Genomic DNA, 23,518 nt, shown 5'->3' with positions numbered 1-23,518 from the left:
ACACGAAAGGATGCCTGATGCTCACGCCAGAACATATGCAACAAATTGTCGACCAATATTTGGCAGCAATCAACAACGGTGACATGCAGGCGGTCATGACAATTTATGCCGACGACGCTGCGGTCGAAGACCCGGCAGGCACCGAGCCGAAGTCCGGCGATGAGATTCTGCAATTTTATACCAACGCCTTTTCCGGCGGCGCGAAGGTGGAACTGACCGGCCCGGTACGCATCTCGGCAAAAGCGGCAGCCTTTCCGTTTCGCGCCGCGATCAACCAAGAAGGCGGAGCGGTTCTGGTCGTGGAAGTGATCGACATTTTCGAATTTAACCCGGATGGTAAAGTGAGCAAAATGACAGCGCATTTTGGTCCTGCCAACGTGACGGTAAAAGACGCCTAAGCCTTTACGCCGTCGATCAATAGCCGGAATTTTTTGCCCAGCGATCACTGTGGAAACCGGCGTCGCCGAACATCTGCTGCGCAACGTGAACCCGCTTAAAATAGAGGCCGACATCATATTCATCGGTAACGCCGATGCCCCCGTGCATTTGGATTGCCTCCTTGGTCGCGAGCTGCGCGACTTGACCGGTCTTAGCCTTCGCCAACGAGCAGGTCAGCCCGGCATTGTCAAAGTCCTGATCGAGATCTTTTAGCGATTTTAGCACCGCCGATTTCATCATCTCGATCTCGGTTGCCAAATGGGCGGCACGATGCTGCAATCCTTGGAAGGAACCAATTTTCTGGCCAAACTGCTCTCGTTCCTTGAGATAGTCCGTGGTCACGCCGAAGACCTGTTGGGCGGAGCCGGACATTTCGGCGCTTAGCACGGCCCGGCCGGCGGACAAAATGCCTTCCAGCGCGCCAAAACCACCGTCCAGTTCTCCCAATATGTCGTCTCCGGTGACTTCGAGACCCTCTATCGAAATATTGGCAGCATTACGGCTATCTACCATTGGCGTATGTTCGCACGTGATTTCCGGTGCGTCAGCATCTACCAAGAACAAAGTGATGCCATGCGTATCGCCTTGCTCTCCTGATGTACGAGCAGCTACAATCAGCTTGTCAGCTACATGGCCATCGGCGACGAAAGTCTTTGTGCCGGAAAGCGAATAGCCATTGCCCGCAGGCGTTGCTGCAAATGCTATCCGGTTCGGGTTGTGGCGCGGCCCTTCATCGACGGCCAAAGCGAACAAGCTTTCACCACTGCTGATCGCTCCAAGATTTTCCTCTTTCTGCTTATCGGTTCCATATTGCTGAATCGCCGTCGCACCGAGAACGGACGTAGAGAAAAAGGGTGATGCGGTCAGGTTGCGGCCCATTTGCTCGGCTAGAACGCCAGCACCCACATAGCCGAAACCGCTACCCCCATGCGCCTCATCGACGATGATTCCGGCCCAACCCATTTGCGCCATTTCCGACCAAAGCTCGCGGCAGAAACCATCTGCGACCTTGCTATCACGAACCTTTCGAAAGGCGGCCACGGGTGCTTTTTCCGCTAGGAAACCATTTGCGGCATCCTGCAGCATTTCTTGTTCTTCGTTGAGTATCAGAGGCATATTCGTTCGCCCTATTGGCTCGGTAGTCCCAAGACGCGCTTGGAAATGATGTTAAATTGAACTTCGGTTGTTCCGCCAAGAATCGAATAGGCCCGATTGTAGAGCCAGTTATTGGCCAGGCTGCCATATTCGATACCATCTTCCCCGATGGTTGCCGCAGTCGTGCCTTCGATATCCATGCGCAACTCCGTACCGCGCTTGGTAAGCTCTGATGCGACATATTTGAGCATTGAGGATTTGGCGCCCAGACCATTGCCTGCATTGGCTTCATCCGTGAGCCGTTCGACCGTCAGATTATAGGCCCAATTGTCAAGTTCGGCCTGCGCAATATTTTGCCGCAAAGCCGGATCGTCAAGACGTCCGGATTCATCCAAGCCGATTTCTTCTACGGCAAATTTCCCAAGACTTTCCGGCCCGCTAGTTCCACGCAATGGTGACATCGTGCCGAGCATACCGCGCTCATGAACCAGCAGATTTTTCGCCACATCCCAACCGCGATTGACCTCGCCGACAACCGACGCATTATTTTCGCCATAGCTTTTGGGTATTTTGACATTTTCGAAAAATGTTTCGCAAAATGGCGAATGTCCGGAAATGAGTACGATCGGCTTCACGCTGATACCCTCGCTCGCCATATCCATCAGAATGAAAGTAATACCTTTATGTTTCGGGGCGTCGAAATCCGTGCGCACCAGACAGAATATCCAGTCTGAAATATCAGCATTGGATGTCCAAATTTTCTGACCGTTGATCAGCCAATGATCACCTTCATCTTCACATTTCATCTTGAGAGATGCGAGATCTGATCCGGCGCCAGGCTCTGAATAGCCCTGACACCATCTGATTTCACCGCGGGCAATGGCGGTCAAATGCTGTTCTTTCTGCTCGTGAGTACCAAAAGCAAGCAACGCGGGGCCGAGCATCGATATTCCGAAATTGCTAAGCGGCTTCCTTGCGTTGATAGCCTTCCGCTCTTCGTCGAGGATTTTGGCTTCGTCAGCGGAAAGACCGGCACCACCATATTCTTTTGGCCAAGTAGGTACGGTATAGCCCTTGGACAGCGCTCGCTCGAACCATAGTTTCTGCGCCTCGGACTGAAATTCCCATTGGCGCCCACCCCAGCACTGGTTTTCTGCGGTGATATCCCCATCCCGCATTTCGTTGGGGCAGTTTTCTTCCAGCCATGCCCGCATTTCAGTGCGGAAATTTTCCAGATCGCTCATGATCTAACCTCTCGTGACAACCATGTCATATGTCAGCCTGCATGATGCGGGCACTGCGCATTTAGTTAGCGAAATCATCCGCAGATCAATCCAAGCGGAGCATTTGCTTTCCGAAATTCTGGCCTGCAAACAAGCGCCTCAATGTCATTGGAATATTGTCAAACCCCTCCTGGATATCCTCCTTAAAGGTGATCTTCCCGTCCTTGATCCATTGCCGCATGCGCTTCTGTGCTTCTGGAAATTCACTCGCATAGTCGCTCACGATAAAGCCCGACATGCTTGCCCGTTTGAAAATCAGATTGAAGTAATTTTCCGGCCCAGCGGGCATATCGCCTTTTTCATAACGCGAAATGCCACCACAAATCGCAACACGGGCGTGCATGGCAATATGGGCTAGTGCATCGTTCAGAATCTTACCGCCGACATTGTCGTAAAAGACGTTGATCGACTGGGCACAATGTTCTTTCAGCTTCGCACGAACATCATCATTCTTATAATCAATGGCCACATCATAGCCGACCTCTTCGGTCAGCCAGTTGCACTTCTCTTCACCACCGGCGATACCAATGGTCCGGCAACCCGCAATTTTGGCAATCTGACCGACCATCGAGCCGGTCGCACCAGCTGCGCCGGATACGACAACCGTATCGCCCGGCTGGGGTCGGCCATGCTTTAACAGACCAAAATAGGCGGTCATACCGGTGGTGCCCAGCGCGCCCAGATTGGCGGCAAGTAAGTCATCATCGGGTATCTTGTTCAATTCACTACCAGGAACATGAGCATAATCCTGCCAGCGCAGCATGCCCAAGACCTTATCACCTTCAGCAAAATTGGGATGACGCGACTCGACGACCGTTCCGACACCCGAACCACGCATTACTTCGCCAATTTCGGTCGGTGCAACATAGCCGCCAATATTCTCCATCCAGCCCTTTTGCGCCGGATCAAAGCCCAGAATTTCATTTTTGACCAGCACATGACCTTCGGCACATTCTGGCACTTCGGTGACTATTTGTTTGAAATCGTCATCGACCAACCCGCGTCCTCTTGGGCGTCCGTTGATCAGCCATTGCCTGTTGTCGGTCATTATTTCTCTCCATTGGAAGACTTGGAAGCTTGTTAGACGGATTCTTTCGATCAACCGAACTGCCAGCTTTGATAGCTGACCGAATAAAACCACCGCTGCGCGTCGTTGGTGGAAAGATATTACGGGCATGATTGGTAGTTTTCGGCCATAGTGCCGGACGCGGGATTGTTGGACTCCTGAACCACCTATTCGTGGCTCACTCCCTATAACAATAGTGGCGAGTCAGCGGGCTCACGCTATGAAGTTTTCAACGAAAGCGTCCCCCTTAGAGGGCCGCATTATAAAGGAGCAAAGCCTTGGCCAATAGTGACATGGCGGACAAAGACGTCCTCGTCGATATTTTCACCCGCGCCGACCTGATCATGCAATCGGATATCAAATTCCGCCAGATGATCGGAGCGGGTCAGTTGCAGATCGTTTATTATCCCGTGCGCGGCCAAGAAGTCGTGTCCTCCGCAATGATGGCGGCGGTGAACAAAGAGGATTATCTGGTCACGATTTATCGCGGCCTGCACGATCAACTCGCCAAGGGCATTCCTTCCAAGGATCTTTGGGCAGAATTTGCCGGAAAGATGGCGGGCACCTGCAAGGGTAAGGGCGGGCCTATGCATATAACCCACCCTGAAACCGGGGTAATGGTTACAACGGGCATTGTCGGTTCGGGCATTCCGATTGCCAATGGCCTGGGCCTTGCCAGTCAGCTGGAAAAGGACGGCAAGGTTACGGTTTGCTGTTTCGGTGACGGCGCGACCAATATCGGTGCGTTCCATGAAGGCCTCAACATGGCTCAGGTCTGGAAACTGCCGGTGATTTTCCTATGCCAGAATAATCTCTATTCCGAACATACGCCGATGGCCTTTGCGACCAGCTCGGATTCGATCAAGCAGCGCGGCGACGGTCTGGGCATGCGATCGGTGCAGGTAAACGGCAATGATGCCAGCGCGATGTATGCGGCGGCAAAAGAGGCTGTCGAATATGCGCGGGCGGGTCATGGTCCAACGTTGATCGAGGCGATGACCTTCCGGTTCCACGGCCACCTTCTCGGTGACACCAGCCATTATATTCCGAAAGAGGAAATGGAGCAGGCGAAAAAGGATGATCCGATGCCGATTCTGCGCCAACAACTGCTCGATTTGCAGATCAGCGAAGCCGATATTGCCGCGATTGAGGCCAAAAATGCCGAAATCATAGAAGAAGCATCCCAATTTGCGCTCGATGCCCCTTATCCTCCCGGCGAGGAATATCGCATCGATGTTCTAGACGTGGAGATTGCGGCATGAGCGATAAACCAGCAGAAATCATGTTCGCTCAGGCCTGTAACATGGCCATGGCCAAAGCGATGGAGGATGACCCCAAGGTCATCATGATGGGCGAAGATATTGCCGACGAACAAGGCGGCGGTGTATTTAAGGTCACCCTCGGCCTGTCCGAGAAATTCGGCACCGACCGCGTCCGTTCTACTCCGATTTCCGAACAGGCCATTGTCGGCGCTGCAGTGGGCTCCGCGATGGTCGGCTACAAGCCGGTTGCTGAAATCATGCTGATGAATTTCATCACCGTGGCGATGGACCAGATCGTCAACCATGCCGCCAAGCTGCGGTTCATGTCGGGCGGACAGACCACTGTGCCGTTGACCATCCGGACCACCACTGGTGCCGGTACCGGCCTCGGCGGACAGCATAGTGATATGCTCGAAGCCTGGCTTGCGCATGTTCCTGGTTTGAAAGTTGTGGCAGCCTCTAATCCGGCTGACGCTTATGGCCTGCTCTATTCCTCGATCATGGACCCCAATCCGGTGATCTTCATCGAGAATACCCCGGGCTATTTTGTCAAAGGCCCGGCTCCGGCACCCGATCACACAGTGCCGCTCGGCAAAGCATCCGTCCCGCGGGAAGGCACAGACATCACGCTGATCGGCTATGGCAGCAGTATCAGCAGATGCCACGCCGCAGCAGAGAAGCTGGCAGGTGACGGAATATCCTGCGAAATTGTCGATCTTCGCACGATCGCACCATTTGACGAGGAAACCGTCCTGAAGAGCGTTGCAAAAACCAAAGCGGCGGTTGTCGTTCATGAAGCAGTGAAAAACTTCGGAGTTGGCGCAGAAATTTCTTCCCGGATTCACGAAGAACTCTTCTCAGACCTGAAAGCGCCTGTCGGCCGTGTCGGATCCGGCTATGCGCCTGTTCCTTTCTCTCCCGCGATCGAGCAAGCTTGGATGTTCAGCCAAGACGACATCGAACGCGAAGTGCACAAAATCTTAGGGTAAAATTACAATGGCTACAGAAATACGCATACCAAAATTGGGCTTCAGCATGGAGTCCGGCATTCTGGCTGAATGGATGGTCGAAGACGGCGCAGAAGTGACCGCTGGCCAGGAAATCTACGCACTGGAAAATGAAAAATCCACGCAGGAAGTCGAGTCACCGGCCAGTGGAAAACTGAAAATTATCATTCAGGCAGATGGTGAAGAATATCCGGTTGGCGAATTGATCGGAACGATTGAATAGAAAGACTATCAGCCTCCCCTAATTCCTATCATTATCGATAGGAATGTTTGGTTGACTACAAAACCAAACAACGCGACACACTGCAGATAAAAATAAATGTCGCAAGGAGTGAAGCTGGATGGCCGAGAATTTTATCGCCGAAATCCCCGAAATTGGTCGGCAACGATTTCGCGAAAATCTAGATAGCGTCACCATCACCAATCCGGCTGAAATTCGCCCGGCCGCCGAAGCACTCCATGAAATCGCACATTCTTATGGATTTAGAGTCGCGGTGTCGGCGGACATTTCGTCCAAGGCGCATCTCGTCGATGCCGACGGCAACTTGCTCAACAAAGACGTTTTCGGTTGGGTAGCCGAAGGTGAACGCTGGTGGGAAGACACCCGTCTGGCGCTTAGCTCTCCTTTACCCAGAGCCTGTCGCTATGAGAGCGAGCCAGTCTGGTGCAATGCCGAAGGATTCCACGGACATTGGTCCAATGAATATCTCGACAAAATTGATCTGAAAGATTTTTATGATCAGGGCGCAACGGCCAAGTCAGCGATCCTGATCCCCGTACATCTTCCATTCGGTCAAATTGCAGCGGTCAGTTTCACGCCGCTTGACCCGGAAATAACCAATCTCAAGGAGCCCTACCGGCTCTATTCCGACTTTTTCGCCATTGTTACCGGGCGGTTCGTAACCGGCTATGTCCTTGCGATGCGAGAGAAACACCGGATGCCTGCCAATTGTATCCTGTCCAAGCGGGAAGCCGAATGTCTGCACTGGGCCGCCATCGGTAAAACCGACAAAGAGATCAGCATGATCCTGTCGCTCAGCCATGCAACGATCCGCTATCACGTCAATCGGGCCGGGCAAAAGCTCAACAGCGTCAACCGTGGGCAGACGATATTCAAAGCAGGGCAGTTGGGATATTTGGGCGCGACGGATTGAAGCCTATTTTCGTAATATTGCGAACACCGCGCTCATCGTCATGAGCACATTATCTCCGCAAACGATCCGGCCGCTGCAATAAGCGGTGCGTTTGCTGATCCTATCTATTTGAGCACAGGCCTCTACCCAGTCATCCAGCTTCGCAGCCGCCAGATAATTGGTGTTGAGATTCATCGTCGCTACCGGAAGCGCCGGATTCTCCGCACGGTGCACCTGATAGCTAAGCGTCACATCGGCCAATGTGCCCAGCACACCACCGTGGGCGACCTTGATATGGTTGATGTGCCCCTTGTTGATACGGGTAGCGACAATGATACAGTCTTCACCCTGACGCTCATAATAAGGCCCGGCCATATCGAGGAACGGACTGGAAAATTTCGCCCGTTCAAATCCGGTCGGGACATTGTCGCTCGCGATATTATCCAATGTCAGACGGCCGCCTTCTTTGGACTTTTCGGTGCTTCATCAGAGTCGAGCCACAGATTCAGCGTCTCGTGAAAATGGCGCAGCTTCGATTCCTGATATTCCGCGAATAGGGAAACGCCGTTCGGCTGGCTTCTCACGCCTTTTTGCATGGCTTTGTGGTTGAGATAATCCTGATTGAAAATCTTGTTCAAATAGCTGCCAAACTCCGTCGCCTCAGTATAATCATCATGCAGATCTAGGAATGTGCACTTCGCTGGCTCAGGACGCTCAGCTCCTTCGGGCAGTGGCACCATGAACATGACCTCATGCAGAGACTGCTCCGGATTATCGCCGTCGGGCCGGAATCGGTAGAAGATGGGGTTAAAATCTGCCCATGGGCTGAAATTCGGGAAAACGCTGTAGAAAATGGCGTCCACGAGGTCAGCATCACTGATATCATCTACCATATCGCCCCACGCCGGACGCATTTCCTCTCGCCGCGCCTGCGCCGCTTCGTCGCGCAACGCATGGGCGGACACATCGGTATAGACCATCGGCGTGTCTTCTTCCTCGGGCGCAATCTTGCCGCCAATCCAGTTGCACATATGCGGATCAGCCGACTTTAAATCGCCCTCGATATAATTGGATTCCATATCAAACACACCGCTTTTGCCGTTGGGCAAGGAAACTTTGACACGATTCTCTTCCAATCGTTCGAACTTGTGCTTGCTAATCGGATGGATGAAACTCTGGAACGCCTTTGCATCAGGAAAGGCCGTCGGATCCGGATTTACCAGGTCGGTATGCGGACTGGGTTGACCGTGGGCAGACATCGCCCGAGACATATTGTGCCAAACATCATATTTGCTGTTCGCATCGGCAAAGGCCGGCATCAATTCCGGGTGAGTGCCAACCACGTGATAGGATTCCATGAAGGCTTCCTGCGCGATCTTCCAATTACACGGCAGCCTCTTGATCATATGCGCTGCTTTGAAACGTCGTTCGAAAGGGATTTGGAAATGGCGGTCGATATCACCGAGAAAATCTTCCAGCGGCTCACAATCGGGGTCGGGATTGATGAAGACAAAACCGCCCCATTCGCCGACACTCACTTCCTGCAAGCTGTGGGTCTCTTCCGTCACGGAGGGGAAGTCCCACTGACAGGGCACTTCCTTTAATTTCCCGTCCAGTTCCCAAGACCAGCCATGAAAGGGGCAACGCAGTGCCTTTTGACCTTTTTTATGATTGTCGCAAATAGCACGTCCCCGGTGCATACAACTGTTGGGGAATGCCTTAATCTCGTCTTCGGAAACCCGGACGATAAGGAAAGAAAGCTCAGCAATGTCGTAAACAAAGGTGTCGCCGACGTCTTTGATATCGTCCTTGTGGCAAGTCATCTGCCAAACACGCTTCCAGAGTCTTTCGACTTCGCGATCATGCTCTTCCTTGGACCAATAGCGGCTGACCTCAACGGTGGTAACGCCCGGTTCCATAGGTGATTCTTCAAGAAAAACAGCCGGCGGTGCGACTTTGTCGCCTTCCAGCAATTCGGTATAAGAAATCCCGTTCGACCGATTATGTCCGGTTAACGTCTCGACCATCATCTTCTCCTGAAAACTAAACGCACTTATTAAAATCAAAATAGCGTAATGAAGCGGCTCCGCCACTAGTGAATCTGGCAGCCTTGCCTGTTGTTTTTGAGAGGATAACCCTCAGCGATTACCTGTGTATCTTTGCAGCATATAGAGATGGAAGCGAGTCCGTCCTAAAGGAGAAATTTCACGTGAAGCTTTATTCCAGCCTTGGCCCCAATCCCCGTTTCATCCGCATGTTCATTTTGGAAAAGGGCCTCGATGTCGAACGTGTGCATATCGATATCCTGACGGCTGAAAATCGACAGCCTGAATTTTCCAATAAAAATATCCTGGGAACCACGCCCGTGCTTCAACTGGACGATGGCTTCATGCTCAGCGAAATCATGGCGATCGCGGAATATCTGGAAGAAACCCATCCCGACCCCGTGCTTATCGGGTCCACCCCACAAGAGCGCGCGGAAGTCCGGATGTGGACACGGCGGATTGATCTGGAAATAGCGGTGCCGATGACTCTCGGTTTCCGCGGTGGTGCGGGCCGTCCAATGTTCGAACCGCGCATGGATGTCGTCGGCGCAGAAGGCGCGGCTGATCTGTCACGCATGGCGGACAATAAATGGAAGTGGCTCGACGGTCAGCTCGAAGGCAAAGACTATATCTGCCAGGACAAGTTCACCATGGCGGACCTGATCGCCTATTGCTTCATCCAGTTCGGTTACACCGTCGGCTGGTCACTGCCCGAAGGCACGGACAATCTGGCAAAATTTGTCGACCGGATCGGCGGGCGACCATCCTCCAAAGTCTGGCAGGATAGCGAATGAGCAAAAAACCAGCCTCTCTCGCCAAGCTCGGCACGATCATGCAGATCAGCTATGTGCCGGACGATTATGATGCAGCGCTCGACTATTGGACGACGAAAATGGGCGCCGGTCCGTTTTTCCACACCGAAAAAGTCGAAGTGGAAAACGTCAAATATCGCGGCGCGCCATCCGACATCCAATTCTCGATGGCCATCGGCTATTGGGGCGATATCCAGATTGAACTGATCCGCCCGAATAATGATGCACCATCGATGTTCAAGGACTGGCGCGAAAAAGGATTACAGGGCGTGCAGCATCTTTGCTTGGTCGTCGATGATCTGGATCATGCGCGCAGCCTGACCGAAAAAGCGGGCGGCGAAGTGATTCAGGAAGTCAGCCTGCCCGGCGGTGTTGGTGGCGCCTTTTACGCCGATTACGGCGGCGGCCCCGGCACGATCATCGAATATCTACAAATCCCGCAAGCTGGCCTCGAAGGTTTCGCGGCCATGCGTCAAATGCATCTCGATTGGGATGGTAAAACAAACCCCGTGATTGGAAAAGAATAGATGAGCGAAGCGCCCGAACGACGCCCGGACCAGAAACCGATCAGATGCGTGCTGGTCGCCGCTGGCAAATATCATGATATTGATTATGCCCGGCTTGAAGTGATGAAACTGCTCGCCGAGGATGATCGTATCCGGGTGCGGGTGTTCGAAGATTATGAAAATCTTGAAGCCATCAAAAACGCGGATTTTCTCGTCAGCTACACCTGCGATGTACAGCCCAGCGCAGAAGCCCAAAAAACGATACAGGATTTCGTCAGCGGCGGCGGACGCTATTTTGCTTTGCACGGCACCAATGCGGTCCTGAAGTTTCTGGAAGATGGTTTGGTCGATGCACCGGATGAGATGCCGGTTTTTGCAGACACGCTTGGCACCCGCTTCCTATCACACCCGCCGATCATTCCTTTCACGGTCGACAATGCCCAGCCGGATCACCCGCTGGTCAAGGGCATTCCCAGCTTTGAAACAACCGACGAGCAATATCTAGTCGAAACCCGCGCTGAACTCGATGTCCTGCTCGACACCGAATATAATGGCACCGATGACATCAGCGGCTTTGTCCACAGCGATATCAAAAAGAGCCGGCATCCGGTTTTCTACATTCGCCGCATGGGTGAAGGGGCCGTGCTCTATCTGACCATGGGGCACTGCCGGGGCCATTATGACATGGAACCCGTACTCGACTGGTGGCCCGAAATGGACCGCTCCGGTTGGCAACAGCCGATCATCTACGATCTGCTGCGACGCGGGATCGGATGGAGCTGCGAAACAGCCATCGCCAAATTTTAACCGAATTTCACGAAACACAAAGGAGAGAAAAATGGATTTAGGACTCAAGGGCAAGAAAGTCATTCTAACCGGCGGAAGCCGCGGACTCGGGCGGGCTGCGTTGGAGCATTTCGCTCGTGAAGGCGCCGATGTCGCCTTTTTCTCACGCAATGCCGAGCAAGTCGCTGCTGCGAAAAGCGAACTGGAAGCCCATGGCGGCAAGGTTTTTGCCGAAGCTTTCGACATGACCGACGCGGAAGGCTATCCGAAATGGCTTGAGAAAGCCGCAGGCGAACTCGGCGGGTGCGATATTTTCATTCACAATGTCAGCTCTTCCGGCGCAGGCGCGACCGGCGACTGGGAAATCACCTTCCAGACCGACATTATCGGCGCGGTAAAAGCGATGGAAGTGCTCGAGCCCCATCTCGAAAAATCCGACGATGGCAGCGTGATCTTCATGTCCTCTACCGCAGCATTTGAGACCTTTGTTGCACCGCAGGCATTTAATGCGATGAAAGCCGCACTGATCACCTTCGGTAGCCAGCTCAGCCAGTCGCTTGGTCCGAAAGGTATTCGCGTCAACATGGTGTCTCCAGGACCGATCAAATTCCCGGGCGGCAACTGGTCACAGATCGAAGCCGGCATGCCGGAATTTTATGAAATGACCAAAGCGGGCTTTGCATTGGGTGACTTTGGCGGTGCCGACGATGTCGCGCGCAGCGTGGTCTTCCTCGCGAGCCCCGCATCAAGCTATACCACCGGTGCCCATCTGGTCATCGACGGCGGCTTTACCAAACGCGTTCAATTCTAAATTGAAAAGCTTCTCCCCTCTTGGGAGAGTGCAGCATCAAAGAAATAGAAAAAGCCCAGTCGCAATGCTGGGCTTTTTCTTTTTGGTAAGCCGTTAGGCGAGGGCTAACGTCGTTCACCGAGACATTATTTTCCCTTGCCCGTGAAAGCCGCAATCCGATCGTGCATATCAGGGCCGTGGCCTTCACTTTCCATCACTTCCCATTGCAGCCCGGCATCGATCGGTCCGCTATCGGTTGCCTCCAAGAGCCGCTTGTTCGCGGCATGGGAAAAACCAGAATTGGCGACAATCTTGCCAGCAAGCGCCGCGATCTCGGTATCAAATTGCTCGAGCGGTAAGGAATTTTCCGCTAGACCGATGCGCACAGCCTCTTCGGCATTGATCATATCAGCGGTGAACATCAGCCGCTTGGCTGTGGCAATACCAACGCGACGAGGCAAGCGCTGGCTCATCCCCCAAACCGGGGTCAGTGCCCATTTGGCATGGGTGTCACCAAAACGCGCAGAGTCAGCCGCTAGAATGAAATCGGCCGCCAGAGCCACCTCCAACGCACCGGTATAGCAATGGCCGTGCACCGCCGCGATCACCGGCTTGGGGAGCTTTTCCAACATGCGCAGCGTTTCGGAATGCCAGCCGGGCGACGGCACGGCTTCGCCATCGGCAATGTCACCGAGATCATGACCTGCAGAAAAACACTTCCCAGCCCCGCGCAGGACCACACAACCGATATTATCATCCTTGCGCAGATCGGTAACGTGATCGCGGAGTTCCCGGAACATCGCCACCGTCAGGGCATTAAGCTTATCCGGACGGTTGAGCGTCAAGATCGTCCAACCATCTCGATCTTCGCGAAGCACCAGAGCCGTCATATGATTTCCTTTTGCCTGTAGGTTAGTTGACGGCGCGATCCTTGCCTTCCCAATAAGGCGCGCGCAAATCTTTGCGCAAGATCTTACCCGAGGGATTGCGCGGTAGGGCTTCGATAAAGTCCACAGATTTCGGACACTTGAAGCCAGCAATCCGCTCGCGCGCATCGGCGATAAGGTCCGCTTCGGTCAGCTGCTGTCCAGCTTTGACCACCACACAGGCCTTGACCGCTTCACCCCATTTTTCATCTGGCACACCAATAACCGCCACATCTGCAACCTTGGGATTGGCGTAAATCGCATTTTCCACTTCAGCGGGATAAACATTTTCACCGCCCGAAATGATCATGTCTTTCAATCGATCCTGAATATACAGATAGCCATCCTCATCAAGATAGCCCGCATCCCCGGTATGCAGCCAACTATCGCCATCAATCGTTTCGGCCGTGGCTTCTGCGCGATTCCAATAGCCCTTCATATTCTTGGCTGAACGGGTCGCGATTTCACCAATGGTTCGTGGCGGCAGCGTTTCACCGCTTTCCGGATCAATAATTTTTATTTCAACACCCGGCAAAGGCGTGCCGACCGAACGCATCTTTTCATTCCCGTTCACATCATGGTCTTCGGGATTGAGCGTCGTTATCGTTCCGCTGGTTTCGGTCATGCCGTACATCTGGACAAATCCGCATCCAAGCACATCCATCGCCTGCTTCATCAATTCCAGTGGAATCGGTGAAGCACCATAAGTGATATATTTTAGATTGGAGAAATCGACCTGATTGGCCCGCGGATGGTTGAGCAATATCTGGATCGCTGCAGGGACCATGAAGATTTTCGAGATATTATACCGCTCTATCAAATCCAGCGCTTCGGTCGGATCATATTCCGGTAAGACTATCGCACTGCCACCGGAGAACATGACGCCCAATCCGGTGCCGGTGCCGCTAATATGAAAACATGGCATTGCCAGCAGTGTAATCTCGCCGGGTATCGGCTTTTGCCAGTCCATCAGATCATCATCCGTGACTCCTGCGCTACGCGACGAAAATATCGAACCGCTGGTCATGATCGCACCCTTCGGATGGCCCGTTGTGCCAGATGTATAGAGCTGCAGCGCATCATCTTCTTCCGCGCACGGAACTAGCGGATCAACCGCATCAAATTCATCGCGCCAGGATGGATAAGCCGGGAAGTCACCTTCGGTTTTTTCACTACCGAAAATCTGCGTCACATGATCAAGGCTGTCCATGATCTTGGGCATCAGGTCATCAAAGCCGGGGCCAACGAATAGAATTTTGGCCTGACAATCGTTCAGAATATAAGCGACTTCCGGGGGCGCCAATCGCCAGTTTACCGGCACCATCACCGCGCCCAGCTTTGCAGCGCCGGCCAATATTTCAAAATAGAGATGACTGTTCTTGCCCAAATAGGCGATCCGGTCACCCTTGCCGACACCTTTGGATGCTAGCGCCTGCGCTGCCCGGTTGCTCCCAGCATGCAATGCGGCATAGGTCATCTCATCATCTTCAAAGGTGAACACCACTGCTTCGGGTTGTTCCTGCGCATGGAAACGCACCGCATCGCCGATGGAAATTATCTCGTCTTCAGTCATAACATCATCCTCTTTGCGCGATTCTGTGATCGGCTTTTCAATGAGATACATAGAGAGGCTGCGATATGAAACAGCCTAGCAGATTGACTAGCCGCAAGTCCCGAAATCCGGTGGCATCCAAGCCTATAGCTGTTCTAGGGTTGGTTCATGCGCAAACTGGCATTGCACCAGATCACCATGTTGGATGGCGGCCCGGAAGGTCTAGTACGATTCGCTGCTGATGCCGGGCTCAATGGAATCTGCCTGTTCACCGCGACACCGCGTGATGCAAATGGTCAGAATATGTTCCCGGTGGTCGATCCCGCATCAGCTCCGGCCTTCAAACGCGTGCTTCAAGATCATGACATAGGCGTCATCAACGCCGAATATTTTCCGGTCATGCCCCAGCAAGATGTGTCCGTATATCTGCCGGCCATCCACCTTGCCGCGGCATTAGGCGCAAAACGTCTGGTAACCCATATTCATGAAACCAACCGGCAACGCGCCATGGATCAGCTTTCCAAACTATGTGCGATGGCGCTCGAGCACGGCCTGGAAGTCGGACTGGAATTTACCGGTTTTTCTGGCGGCTGCAGCAGCTTGGCCGATGCAGTCACGCTTCACCACCAGCTGAATCAACCCAATCTCACGATCGCGGTGGATACACTTCATCTATTCCGAACCGGAGGCACGCTGGAACAGCTAAAGACCGTAGATCCGGCAATCATCGGCTATGCTCAACTATGCGACGGCCCGAATTTTCAACTGTCGAACGATTATCTGGATGAAGCCATGAGCCGAATGCTTCCCGGCGAAGGCGTATTTCCTCTGAAAGAACTTGTTGCCCTGCTCGCCCCCCATGTCGATATCGACGTTGAAGTACCAAATGCAGCTCTAGTGGAGAAATCCGATAGACAAGAATGGGCTCAGCGCGCCGTTGTCGCAAGCCGCAATCTGCTTACCGACGGGAAATGATAAACTGGCGCGTTCGTGCGCAATCCTTGAGCGTCAGTTTGACAAAGCGGATGACGTCGGAAGCTTTTCCGCTGGGGGAGGATCGGGCAGCGCAAGCCAATTCTTCACCGACTGCCCATAATAGCTATCAAGCACCGCAAACGGCACATGAAAGGGCCGCCCCCAGCCACTGTTCCACATTACAACCACACCGACCCGAGCAGCCGGGTCGAAGATCATCGTCGAGCGAAAGCCATCAACCGCACCGCTATGCCCGACCAATTGTCGGCCCGTATAGGTAAAGCTCCGCCAACCCAATCCGTAGGACGGATCACGAAGAAGTCGGGCAAGATCTCCGCTGTACACGCCTCTCGTTCCAACCAAGGGAGCATGGGCCAAGTCCAGCACCTCGCTTGATAGAATATCCGCGTTCTCACCCATTTGCGCACGGGTCCAGCGCGCCAGATCAACTATATTACTGCTGACGCCCGCGGCGGCGGGAATCCGCCAGTAGGATTCCTGCAAAGCACGGACTTCATCGCCGCGATGGGGCCGCGCCCAGCTTTCAGCGCCCGTAAGGCCAGTCATGCCGAATTGCGCACTCTCCATGCCAAGCGGTTCGAACAATTGCTTTTGTACGGCGTCGGAATAGAGCGTTCCCGCAGCATGCCCCAATATCTCGCTAATCGCATCGAAAGCGATATTTTGATAGCTATGGCAGGTGCCAGGAACACATTGCAAAGGCGCCGCGCCAAGCTGCCGACGGAGCAGGCCTGGGTCTTCGCCCTGCTCCAATTTAATGTCATAGGCGTTTTTCGTGAGCCCGGTCTGATGCGACAGGATCTGTACCGGACTTATCTCTGACTCCGCCCCTCCTGGTAGCCGGAGCGATGATCGCCAGGCACTAAGCGGGGCATTAAGATCGAGCCGGCCTTCCTCAGACAATTTTGCTGCGAGCACGCCGGCGACGCCTTTCGATACCGAAGCCCACCGGAACACAGTCTGCGGCGTTACCGGTTCTCCACTCCGTTTATCCGTTACGCCGTAGGCCCCAACAAAACGGATGTCGCCATCCTCAATAATCGCCACCGCTAGACCCGCCATCTGAGGCTGGCCGGCTAGAACCGCTAAGTCCCGATTGAGACCGGCATAGTCGATTTTGCCCTGCCACTTATCGGATTCGGCAGGTGATTCCTCTTCGGGATCGGATTGGATGATCGTTGATAATGGAAAACCGACCTGCTGCTCGACAAGGGCTCGATATCCGTACCAGCCAACGAGCAACATCGCGGCAAAGCCAAATAACAATGCCAAATAGTTTTTCACGTTCAATCTTTATAGCGCGGTTTCGTACGACGCCGTGGTTTTCGCAGCGACATCCTCAGCGCTGGCACCCGGTGCCAGTTCGATCAAACGGAACGGGCTGTCATGATCGACCCGCTGAAAAACGCAAAGGTCCGTGATGATCATATCGACGACATTGGTACCGGTCAGCGGCAAGGTGCATTCAGGGATGAATTTGGGGCTGCCGTCCTTCGCGCAATGATCCATCACGACGATGATTTTCTTCACGCCTGCAACGAGGTCCATAGCCCCGCCCATGCCCTTGATCATCTTTCCGGGGATCATCCAGTTGGCAATATCGCCATTTTGCGCAATTTCCATGGCACCCAAAACGGTCAAGTCAATATGCCCACCGCGGATCATTGCAAAACTGTCAGAAGAACTGAAATAGCTTGATGAAGGCAATTCGCTGATCGTCTGCTTTCCGGCATTGATCAGATCAGCGTCAATTTCGTCCTCATAAGGGAACGGGCCGATACCCAGCATTCCATTCTCGCTTTGCAGCGTGACCTCGACCCCTTTCGGGATATGGTTGGCTACCAATGTCGGAATGCCGATGCCCAGATTCACATAATAGCCATCGTGCAGTTCCTGTGCCGCCCGAGCGGCCATTTCATCGCGAGTCCAGGGCATAATTATCCTTCTTTATCTTCTAACTTTGCGGTCTTGTCATCCGTCGCCTCCACGAGAGGAGTAGGCGTCAGAAACCAGCCGTTACCAAACATACTCTCTAGCGTGATCGCTCCATCGGGATCCCGTAAATAGTCATAGAGCTCATCAAAATCAGCGCGGTCGTCGCCCGCCATTGCGATGATGCAATAGTTGCGTGCCGCATCCCAACGCCGGACCTGTTTGCGATCTTCCCCGCCGCGGTCAAGGAAAAGAAAATCATCCGATCCATCATGCGAAAAACCAGCATCAGCGAGAATGGCCGCAATGCGTTCGGATGCGACGGCGGGTTGATCAGACAACCATATCACGCTGATTTTGGCAGCGCGTAAACTCAGTAGGGCTTCACTCAAGCCGTTTTGCCGATACAGCGTTTCCGCTTGAACCCAATCGCCGCCAGCTTTCTCATCCAAATCAATAGCAACAGCCAATGGCTTGCCAGCGCAACTGACGGTTTCGGGCTTAAAAATGTCGACCCGCGGAATCAAGACAACCGATTCAACGCCCTCTCCGGCCTCCAATCTGGCAGACTGTTGCAAAGCATGGGTCGCGAAACCGGCAAAGGGTGAATCCGCCGAACCCACAGGCCGCAGAAGATTCGCAATATAGGCAGTCGCATCCTTATCTAGGGCGACTTCAGCAACATCAACGGCGCCCCCTTGGCCGGAGAAGGCTTTTTCTGCCTCAGACATTGCATCAAGCGCAGCGCCATCCGGCCCTATCGTGACAGAACCGACCGGCATCGCCAGATCGATGGCACCGGCGGCGACCATTTCCCGCTTGGCCTTTTCGCGATCGATCTGGGTCTTTCCAATCGTACCAAGCGCGGCAAGCGGCAACAATGCAGCCACGCAGCCAGAAAGCAGCGGCAAACTGGCCAACGCTATCAGAGAGAGGCAACGTCGAGCCATTAGGCGTCTTCGCGCTCCCGGGTCATACGGAATTCAATTTTCTTATCATAGGGTGCGCCACTAATCAGGCGTTTGACATAAATACCAGGCACGTGGATGCAATCCGGGTCCAGTTCACCTACTTCGACAATCTCTTCAACCTCCGCGACACAAATCTTGCCCGCAGTTGCCATGGGTGCGTTGAAATTGCGCGCGGTCTTGCGGAACATCAAATTACCTGCTTTGTCCGCTTTCCAGCCCTTGATCAGGCAAAGGTCTGCAAAAATGCCGCGCTCAAGAATATAGGATTCGCCGTCGAATTCCTTCACCTCTTTGCCCTCGGCCACCTGTGTGCCCACGCCAGTCTTGGTGTAAAATCCCGGGATACCGGCTCCACCGGCGCGGCACCGCTCTGCCAGAGTTCCCTGCGGACAAAATTCAACTTCCAGCTCCCCGGAGAGAAATTGCCGTTCAAATTCCTTATTCTCGCCGACATAGGAAGCGATCATCTTTTTGACCTGTCGCGAACGGAGCAACTTGCCCAGTCCCTCATTGTCAATGCCGGCATTGTTTGAAGCGATAGTAAGCCCGGTGACCCCATCCTGCTGTATCGCATCAATCAGCCGTTCCGGTATCCCGCATAGGCCAAAACCACCGACACAGAGGTGCATGTCATCGAATAAAAGGCCGTCGAGAGCTGCGGCCGCATCCGAATAGATTTTTTTCATAATCGCTCTTTCTTGACTGATTTTCTCGCGTCTAGCGCAAGTGGCGCATGAGCGTCCAGAATAGAATATATCTGAAGCGTTGAATCGGTTATGCGCATATTTATGCGCCGTGTATTTGCCTGTTTGTCACTATTTTTCTTTCTCGTGCCGGTCACCTATGTGCGGGGTCCGGTGCCGCCACCAAATGACAGCCAGTATCTCGCACTGACACCGATAGTTTTCGACGCCCGAAACCCTGATCGCACCCAAGAAGGCCGCCTCTCTTTTCTTGGCGGTTGGAAGATCACCAGCGACAATGACGATTTCGGCGGAATATCATCCATGCTGGCACTGCCGAGCGACCGTTTTTTGATGCTTAGTGACAATGGTACGCTTGTCGGATTCACATTGGATGAGAGCAGCAATCGGGCGGTACGCCCTTTCATCGCGCCGCTACCCGACGGACCGGCAAAACCCAATGAGCTTGCGCGACAAAACTGGGATGCGGAATCGTTGCTCCAAGACCCGAAGACAGGCCAATATTGGGTCGGATATGAACATCAACATAGTATCTGGCGCTACAGCCCATCCTTCGCCCGCAAAGAAAGCGCCCATTTCCCAAAAACGATGCAAGACTGGCCAAACAATGGCGGCGCGGAAGCCATGCTTCCTTTGTCGGGTGGCCGCTTCCTGGTCTTTTCGGAGTCGGCAGAATATTCAAAAGGTGGCTATCAGGCTCTGATATTCGATGGCGACCCTTCCGAGGCACGCAGCAAAGCAACGCCTTTTGGATATCAACCTCCGGAAGGCTATATGTTGACCGATGCGGCAATGCTCGACGAAAACTCAGCCTTGATGCTGCATCGGCGTTTCACGCCATTCGAAGGAATTTCCGCGATCTTGTCCATCGCACAGCTAGAGGATTTTCAAGCTGAAGAAGTGGCAACATCCATAGCGATCGCGACGCTGAAGTCTCCACTGAAAGTCGATAATATGGAAGCCTTGGCCGTGACCAAAGAAGGAGATTCAACAATTGTCTGGATAGCTTCGGATGACAATTTCAACCAGCTACAGGAAACCCTGTTGTTCAAATTCCGGCTACTGAAGGGTAAAACCGCTCAAGAGCAACCTGATCCCCAGCACAAAAACGAAAAAGCCGGAGCGAGCCCCGGCTTTTCATCATTCGAAACGGATTGATCGCTTAGGCGACAGCAACCTGCTTTTTCGCGATTTCTTTTTTGAGGCGTCTTACACGCAAGCTCAATTTATCATCGGAGGTTTTCAGCAACCAATTGTCGAGACCGCCGACATGCTCCACCGAACGCAGACCATGGGTAGAGACCCGAAGTTTAACGCCCTTGCCGAGTGTGTCGGACAAAAGAGTTACATTTTGCAGGTTGGGCAAAAATGTCTTCTTGGTCCGGTTTTTGGCGTGGGACACATTATTGCCTACCAGCCGAGTCTTACCTGTCAGTTCGCAAATCCGCGACATCGCTTAGTCCAATTTTTTGTTATTGAATGATTCCCAGCGGGAAAGAGCGGTCCCCTAACCGCAATCGGGCCATGCGTCAAGCATATCGGCGGTATTTTGCATGATCTGCCTGACTATGGTCTTCGCACCGGTTCCGCGCTAATCCCAATCCATGACAGCCACAAAATATACCTCATTCATGGGCGAAGCTCTGGAATTGGCCAATGCTGCAATTTCTGTCGGCGAAGTGCCCGTTGGCGCGGTCGTCGTCAAAAATGATCAAATCATTGGCCGGGGCCACAATCGTACGCGCATCGATCATGATCCCACCGCCCATGCCGAGATCGTAGCGATTCGCGAAGCGACACAGCTACTCGGCAAGGATCGTCTGGATAATTGTGACCTGTGGGTGACGCTGGAACCCTGCACCATGTGCGCTGGGGCGATCGCCCACGCCCGGCTCCGGCGTCTTTATTATGGCGCTGAGGATAGCAAAGGCGGAGCAGTGGATAGCGGCGTGCAGTTTTTCGAATCGCCTACCTGCCATCACAAACCGGAAGTCTATGCGGGATTGGAAGAAGAAAAGTCCGCAAAATTGCTGTTGGATTTTTTCCGGAGTCGGCGAGACTAGCTTTTAGTGCACAAATCTCGCCACAACGTCCCGATAGCTCCGGCTAACCTTCACCTGAGCACCGGAACCCAAAACCAAGAAACACTCACCATTGGTATGCGGCTTTACCTCGCGCACCTGACTTAGATTGACAATCGTCGAACGGTGCACCCGCTGAAAATGCCGGGGGTCGAGCCGCTTTTCCAGATCCTTCATCGTTTCGCGCAGAATCAGACTGTTGTCGGCGGTATAGATACACATATAGTCGCCGGCCGCATCAATCCGCTCGATCGTGTCGACATCCACGCGGAAAATCTGGCCACGGTCTTTCACGTTAATCAGCTTTTCATACCGGTTAGCCGAGGCGGGTTCTTCCGATTCGTCGATATTGGCCATCGCATCCGGTGCAACTTCATTCAGCACAGATTTCAGCTTCTCGATTTCGTCAGCACCGCGTTTCTCGGTCAACCGCTTGCGTACCCGGTCGATCGCGTCGGCCAACCGGTCTTCTTCGACCGGCTTCACCAGATAGTCGATCGCTTCCGATTCAAAGGCGCGAACAGCATGTTCTGAATAAGCCGTCACAAATATAAACAAAGGCGGCTCAATCTCCATTATGCCCTGCACCACGGAGAATCCATCAAACCCGGGCATCTGGATATCGAGGAACACCAGATCGGGCTTCAATGTCTTAATCTTACGGATCGCTTCGCGACCATTGCGACAGGTATCGATAATCTCAATATCGTCAAATTTTTCAAGCCGGATCTGCAAGCCTTGGATCGCTAGCTTTTCATCATCGACTAATATGGTCTTGATCGTCATGTTTTTAGATCCTTGTGCTGAAATGATGCCATCACCGGCGCATTCACCGGTTCCCTCTGTTGGTCATCATCGGATGCATGCTCCCCAAAAATTGCTTCATTCCTTACTTGTTCGTCTGTCGCGGCGTCATCCGCCGCCTCCCGTTCGATTTGTTCCCGTGTTTCAAATGGCAAGGCGATGAATACCGAGAAACCTTCGCCCGGAGAGGACCGTGTTTCAAATATAGCGGCTTCTCCATAAGCCTGCTTTAATCGCTCCTGAATATTCCCGAGACCAACGCCGGTCGAAGCGGTTTTTTTGATCGGCGTTTCGCCTTGCCCGGGCCCGGTATCCGACACAGTGATTCTGAGTTTCCCAGCATCCAGATGCGCAGAAATCGATATATCCGCGCCTTCTTCTTGCGGAGTCACCGCATATTTTATCGCATTTTCCACCAGCGGCTGGAGCAATAGTGACGGCAACAATGCATCGCGGACGGCGGGGTCGATATCAAAACGGGATCGCAGGCGTTCCTCAAAACGCATTTTTTCGATATCAAGATAGAGATGCAGCGTTTCGACTTCCTGCGCCAAAGTCACACGACTGTGCACTTCATTGACCAATGTATGGCGCAGAAACGAAGATAACCGCGACAACATGGCATTGGCCGGTTCGGTTTGCCGAAGCAGCACCAGCGTGGATATACTGTTCAGCGTATTGAACAGGAAATGAGGATTGAGCTGATAACGCAGCATCGCCAGCTGAGCGCGGGTTGCCTGCGCTTCCAGTTGCATCAACTGATCATTCTGCTCCTCCACACGCAGGAAGAAATTAATAGCGTAATATAAAGCCGACCAAGCGCCGAGAAGCATGATTCCGAGGAACAGCGAACCAAGAAACAGCGTGACAAATGCTGTTTCTGTCGTCGGGTTTTGGATAAGAAAAACCCAGGCGTCGATGAAAGCATATAGTGCGGCTGCAACCGTCAAAATCGCTGCGGTGGCGCTCCACGTCACAATCGGGCTGCGGCGGATCAGATTCTTATAGACCACCGACAAGAGCAAGGAGATGGAATATCCGGTGATCGTGGAAATGATAACCGGTACCAAGAAGCTCAGCGGTACGCCGTTCGAGATTCCGCCTATCCCACGCAGAATAAGTGCGCCAGCCCAACCCGCAGATTGCAGGTTCCAAAAAGCGCGGTTCTTGTTGCCAAAAAACGGCTGGGAGCGGATTTCCATAACGGCCATCGTATCATGTATAGCGGCGCATTGTCGCTTGGGGAAGAATCGCCTATCATTTGGCTAAATTATGATGAAATACGGTTGGCGTTTTGCGAACCAATGGCGCTGCATCATCAGGCAAGCA

General features: G+C 53.3%; 26 protein-coding genes. 12 read left to right on the top strand and 14 right to left on the bottom strand.

What is annotated here, in order from left to right; all coding sequences use genetic code 11:
- The first annotated feature begins 17 nt into the window (after nucleotides 1–17).
- Complete coding sequence (locus ABJG22_RS05510; protein WP_348019252.1) at nucleotides 18–398, top strand: nuclear transport factor 2 family protein; 381 nt, start codon at nucleotides 18–20, stop codon at nucleotides 396–398.
- 16 nt (nucleotides 399–414) lie between these two features.
- Here the strand turns inward: ABJG22_RS05510 and ABJG22_RS05505 are convergent, their stop codons facing one another.
- The 3 genes from ABJG22_RS05505 to ABJG22_RS05495 all read right to left on the bottom strand — a co-directional run bounded on the left by ABJG22_RS05505 (nucleotide 415) and on the right by ABJG22_RS05495 (nucleotide 3,864).
- Complete coding sequence (locus tag ABJG22_RS05505; protein WP_348019251.1) at nucleotides 415–1,554, bottom strand: acyl-CoA dehydrogenase; 1,140 nt, start codon at nucleotides 1,552–1,554, stop codon at nucleotides 415–417.
- An 11-nt stretch (nucleotides 1,555–1,565) separates the two neighbouring features.
- On the bottom strand, nucleotides 1,566–2,777 hold the full coding sequence (locus ABJG22_RS05500; RefSeq protein WP_348019250.1) for an acyl-CoA dehydrogenase family protein: 1,212 nt from the start codon (nucleotides 2,775–2,777) through the stop codon (nucleotides 1,566–1,568).
- Between the two features lie 85 nt (nucleotides 2,778–2,862).
- Nucleotides 2,863–3,864: an NADP-dependent oxidoreductase gene (locus ABJG22_RS05495; RefSeq protein WP_348019249.1), complete on the bottom strand. Its 1,002-nt coding sequence runs from the start codon at nucleotides 3,862–3,864 to the stop codon at nucleotides 2,863–2,865.
- A 296-nt stretch (nucleotides 3,865–4,160) separates the two neighbouring features.
- Here ABJG22_RS05495 and ABJG22_RS05490 point away from each other — a divergent pair, with 296 nt between their 5' ends.
- From ABJG22_RS05490 to ABJG22_RS05475, 4 genes are all read left to right on the top strand, one after another.
- Entirely contained in the window at nucleotides 4,161–5,144 is a 984-nt protein-coding gene (locus tag ABJG22_RS05490) for a thiamine pyrophosphate-dependent dehydrogenase E1 component subunit alpha (RefSeq protein ID WP_348019248.1), read from the top strand.
- A complete protein-coding gene (locus ABJG22_RS05485) occupies nucleotides 5,141–6,133 on the top strand; it encodes an alpha-ketoacid dehydrogenase subunit beta (RefSeq protein ID WP_348019247.1) in 993 nt (330 codons plus the stop codon). The genes ABJG22_RS05490 and ABJG22_RS05485 overlap by 4 nt, the downstream gene beginning before the upstream one ends.
- Before the next feature lie 7 nt (nucleotides 6,134–6,140).
- On the top strand, nucleotides 6,141–6,374 hold the full coding sequence (locus ABJG22_RS05480; protein ID WP_348019246.1) for a biotin/lipoyl-containing protein: 234 nt from the start codon (nucleotides 6,141–6,143) through the stop codon (nucleotides 6,372–6,374).
- 118 nt (nucleotides 6,375–6,492) lie between these two features.
- Complete coding sequence (locus ABJG22_RS05475) at nucleotides 6,493–7,305, top strand: helix-turn-helix transcriptional regulator (RefSeq protein WP_348019245.1); 813 nt, start codon at nucleotides 6,493–6,495, stop codon at nucleotides 7,303–7,305.
- A 3-nt stretch (nucleotides 7,306–7,308) separates the two neighbouring features.
- On the opposite strand, the gene ABJG22_RS05470 is transcribed toward ABJG22_RS05475, so the two are convergent.
- Together ABJG22_RS05470 and ABJG22_RS05465 are read right to left on the bottom strand one after the other, a co-directional pair.
- Nucleotides 7,309–7,731 (bottom strand): PaaI family thioesterase, encoded by a 423-nt coding sequence (locus ABJG22_RS05470; RefSeq protein WP_348019244.1) that lies wholly within the window; start codon nucleotides 7,729–7,731, stop codon nucleotides 7,309–7,311.
- Nucleotides 7,732–7,733: 2 nt separating this feature from the next.
- Nucleotides 7,734–9,314: an aromatic ring-hydroxylating dioxygenase subunit alpha gene (locus ABJG22_RS05465; RefSeq protein WP_348019243.1), complete on the bottom strand. Its 1,581-nt coding sequence runs from the start codon at nucleotides 9,312–9,314 to the stop codon at nucleotides 7,734–7,736.
- A 179-nt stretch (nucleotides 9,315–9,493) separates the two neighbouring features.
- Here ABJG22_RS05465 and ABJG22_RS05460 point away from each other — a divergent pair, with 179 nt between their 5' ends.
- Genes ABJG22_RS05460 through ABJG22_RS05445 form a run of 4 tightly spaced genes read left to right on the top strand, consistent with a single transcriptional unit; the run spans nucleotide 9,494 to nucleotide 12,244 of the window.
- Nucleotides 9,494–10,123, top strand: a complete 630-nt coding sequence (locus tag ABJG22_RS05460) for a glutathione S-transferase family protein (protein WP_348019242.1) — start codon at nucleotides 9,494–9,496, stop codon at nucleotides 10,121–10,123.
- A complete protein-coding gene (locus ABJG22_RS05455; RefSeq protein ID WP_348019241.1) occupies nucleotides 10,120–10,668 on the top strand; it encodes a VOC family protein in 549 nt (182 codons plus the stop codon). Before ABJG22_RS05460 ends, ABJG22_RS05455 begins: the two co-directional genes overlap by 4 nt.
- Nucleotides 10,669–11,454: a ThuA domain-containing protein gene (locus ABJG22_RS05450; RefSeq protein WP_348019240.1), complete on the top strand. Its 786-nt coding sequence runs from the start codon at nucleotides 10,669–10,671 to the stop codon at nucleotides 11,452–11,454.
- A 31-nt stretch (nucleotides 11,455–11,485) separates the two neighbouring features.
- The gene (locus tag ABJG22_RS05445; protein WP_348019239.1) at nucleotides 11,486–12,244 is read left to right on the top strand and encodes an SDR family oxidoreductase; all 759 of its coding nucleotides are present in this window, start codon (nucleotides 11,486–11,488) and stop codon (nucleotides 12,242–12,244) included.
- A 125-nt stretch (nucleotides 12,245–12,369) separates the two neighbouring features.
- On the opposite strand, the gene ABJG22_RS05440 is transcribed toward ABJG22_RS05445, so the two are convergent.
- Together ABJG22_RS05440 and ABJG22_RS05435 are read right to left on the bottom strand one after the other, a co-directional pair.
- Nucleotides 12,370–13,113, bottom strand: a complete 744-nt coding sequence (locus ABJG22_RS05440; RefSeq protein WP_348019238.1) for an enoyl-CoA hydratase/isomerase family protein — start codon at nucleotides 13,111–13,113, stop codon at nucleotides 12,370–12,372.
- A 22-nt stretch (nucleotides 13,114–13,135) separates the two neighbouring features.
- Nucleotides 13,136–14,722 carry a fatty acid--CoA ligase gene (locus tag ABJG22_RS05435; RefSeq protein WP_348019237.1) on the bottom strand — a complete coding sequence of 529 codons (1,587 nt, stop codon included), beginning with the start codon at nucleotides 14,720–14,722 and terminating at the stop codon, nucleotides 13,136–13,138.
- Nucleotides 14,723–14,869: 147 nt separating this feature from the next.
- Here ABJG22_RS05435 and ABJG22_RS05430 point away from each other — a divergent pair, with 147 nt between their 5' ends.
- Entirely contained in the window at nucleotides 14,870–15,676 is an 807-nt protein-coding gene (locus ABJG22_RS05430; RefSeq protein WP_348019236.1) for a TIM barrel protein, read from the top strand.
- 33 nt (nucleotides 15,677–15,709) lie between these two features.
- Here the strand turns inward: ABJG22_RS05430 and ABJG22_RS05425 are convergent, their stop codons facing one another.
- The 4 genes from ABJG22_RS05425 to ABJG22_RS05410 are packed head-to-tail and all read right to left on the bottom strand — an operon-like array spanning nucleotide 15,710 to nucleotide 19,289.
- The gene (locus ABJG22_RS05425) at nucleotides 15,710–16,969 is read right to left on the bottom strand and encodes a serine hydrolase domain-containing protein (RefSeq protein ID WP_348019235.1); all 1,260 of its coding nucleotides are present in this window, start codon (nucleotides 16,967–16,969) and stop codon (nucleotides 15,710–15,712) included.
- A gap of 21 nt (nucleotides 16,970–16,990) precedes the next feature.
- Nucleotides 16,991–17,632, bottom strand: coding sequence for a 3-oxoacid CoA-transferase subunit B (locus ABJG22_RS05420; protein WP_348019234.1), 642 nt, complete (start codon nucleotides 17,630–17,632; stop codon nucleotides 16,991–16,993).
- A 2-nt stretch (nucleotides 17,633–17,634) separates the two neighbouring features.
- Nucleotides 17,635–18,579 carry a hypothetical protein gene (locus ABJG22_RS05415; protein ID WP_348019233.1) on the bottom strand — a complete coding sequence of 315 codons (945 nt, stop codon included), beginning with the start codon at nucleotides 18,577–18,579 and terminating at the stop codon, nucleotides 17,635–17,637.
- On the bottom strand, nucleotides 18,579–19,289 hold the full coding sequence (locus ABJG22_RS05410; protein ID WP_348020303.1) for a CoA transferase subunit A: 711 nt from the start codon (nucleotides 19,287–19,289) through the stop codon (nucleotides 18,579–18,581). The genes ABJG22_RS05415 and ABJG22_RS05410 overlap by 1 nt, the downstream gene beginning before the upstream one ends.
- 87 nt (nucleotides 19,290–19,376) lie before the next feature.
- Between ABJG22_RS05410 and ABJG22_RS05405 the strand changes: the two genes are divergently transcribed.
- Nucleotides 19,377–20,462 (top strand): esterase-like activity of phytase family protein, encoded by a 1,086-nt coding sequence (locus ABJG22_RS05405; RefSeq protein ID WP_348019232.1) that lies wholly within the window; start codon nucleotides 19,377–19,379, stop codon nucleotides 20,460–20,462.
- 4 nt (nucleotides 20,463–20,466) lie between these two features.
- Here the strand turns inward: ABJG22_RS05405 and rpmB are convergent, their stop codons facing one another.
- On the bottom strand, nucleotides 20,467–20,757 hold the full coding sequence (rpmB, locus tag ABJG22_RS05400) for a 50S ribosomal protein L28 (protein WP_348019231.1): 291 nt from the start codon (nucleotides 20,755–20,757) through the stop codon (nucleotides 20,467–20,469).
- 151 nt (nucleotides 20,758–20,908) lie between these two features.
- On the opposite strand from rpmB, the gene tadA reads away from it, so the two are divergent.
- Nucleotides 20,909–21,367 (top strand): tRNA adenosine(34) deaminase TadA, encoded by a 459-nt coding sequence (gene tadA / locus ABJG22_RS05395; protein WP_348019230.1) that lies wholly within the window; start codon nucleotides 20,909–20,911, stop codon nucleotides 21,365–21,367.
- Nucleotides 21,368–21,370: 3 nt separating this feature from the next.
- On the opposite strand, the gene ABJG22_RS05390 is transcribed toward tadA, so the two are convergent.
- On the bottom strand, nucleotides 21,371–22,171 hold the full coding sequence (locus ABJG22_RS05390) for a LytTR family DNA-binding domain-containing protein (RefSeq protein ID WP_348019229.1): 801 nt from the start codon (nucleotides 22,169–22,171) through the stop codon (nucleotides 21,371–21,373).
- Complete coding sequence (locus ABJG22_RS05385) at nucleotides 22,168–23,400, bottom strand: histidine kinase (RefSeq protein WP_348019228.1); 1,233 nt, start codon at nucleotides 23,398–23,400, stop codon at nucleotides 22,168–22,170. The genes ABJG22_RS05390 and ABJG22_RS05385 overlap by 4 nt, the downstream gene beginning before the upstream one ends.
- Between the last annotated feature and the right edge of the window lie 118 nt (nucleotides 23,401–23,518).

The sequence above is a fragment of the Parasphingorhabdus sp. genome, from assembly GCF_039939955.1.
Taxonomy (GTDB): domain Bacteria; phylum Pseudomonadota; class Alphaproteobacteria; order Sphingomonadales; family Sphingomonadaceae; genus Parasphingorhabdus.
Note: the sequence above shows the minus strand (reverse complement) of the source record. Positions and strands in the feature narration are given on the sequence as shown.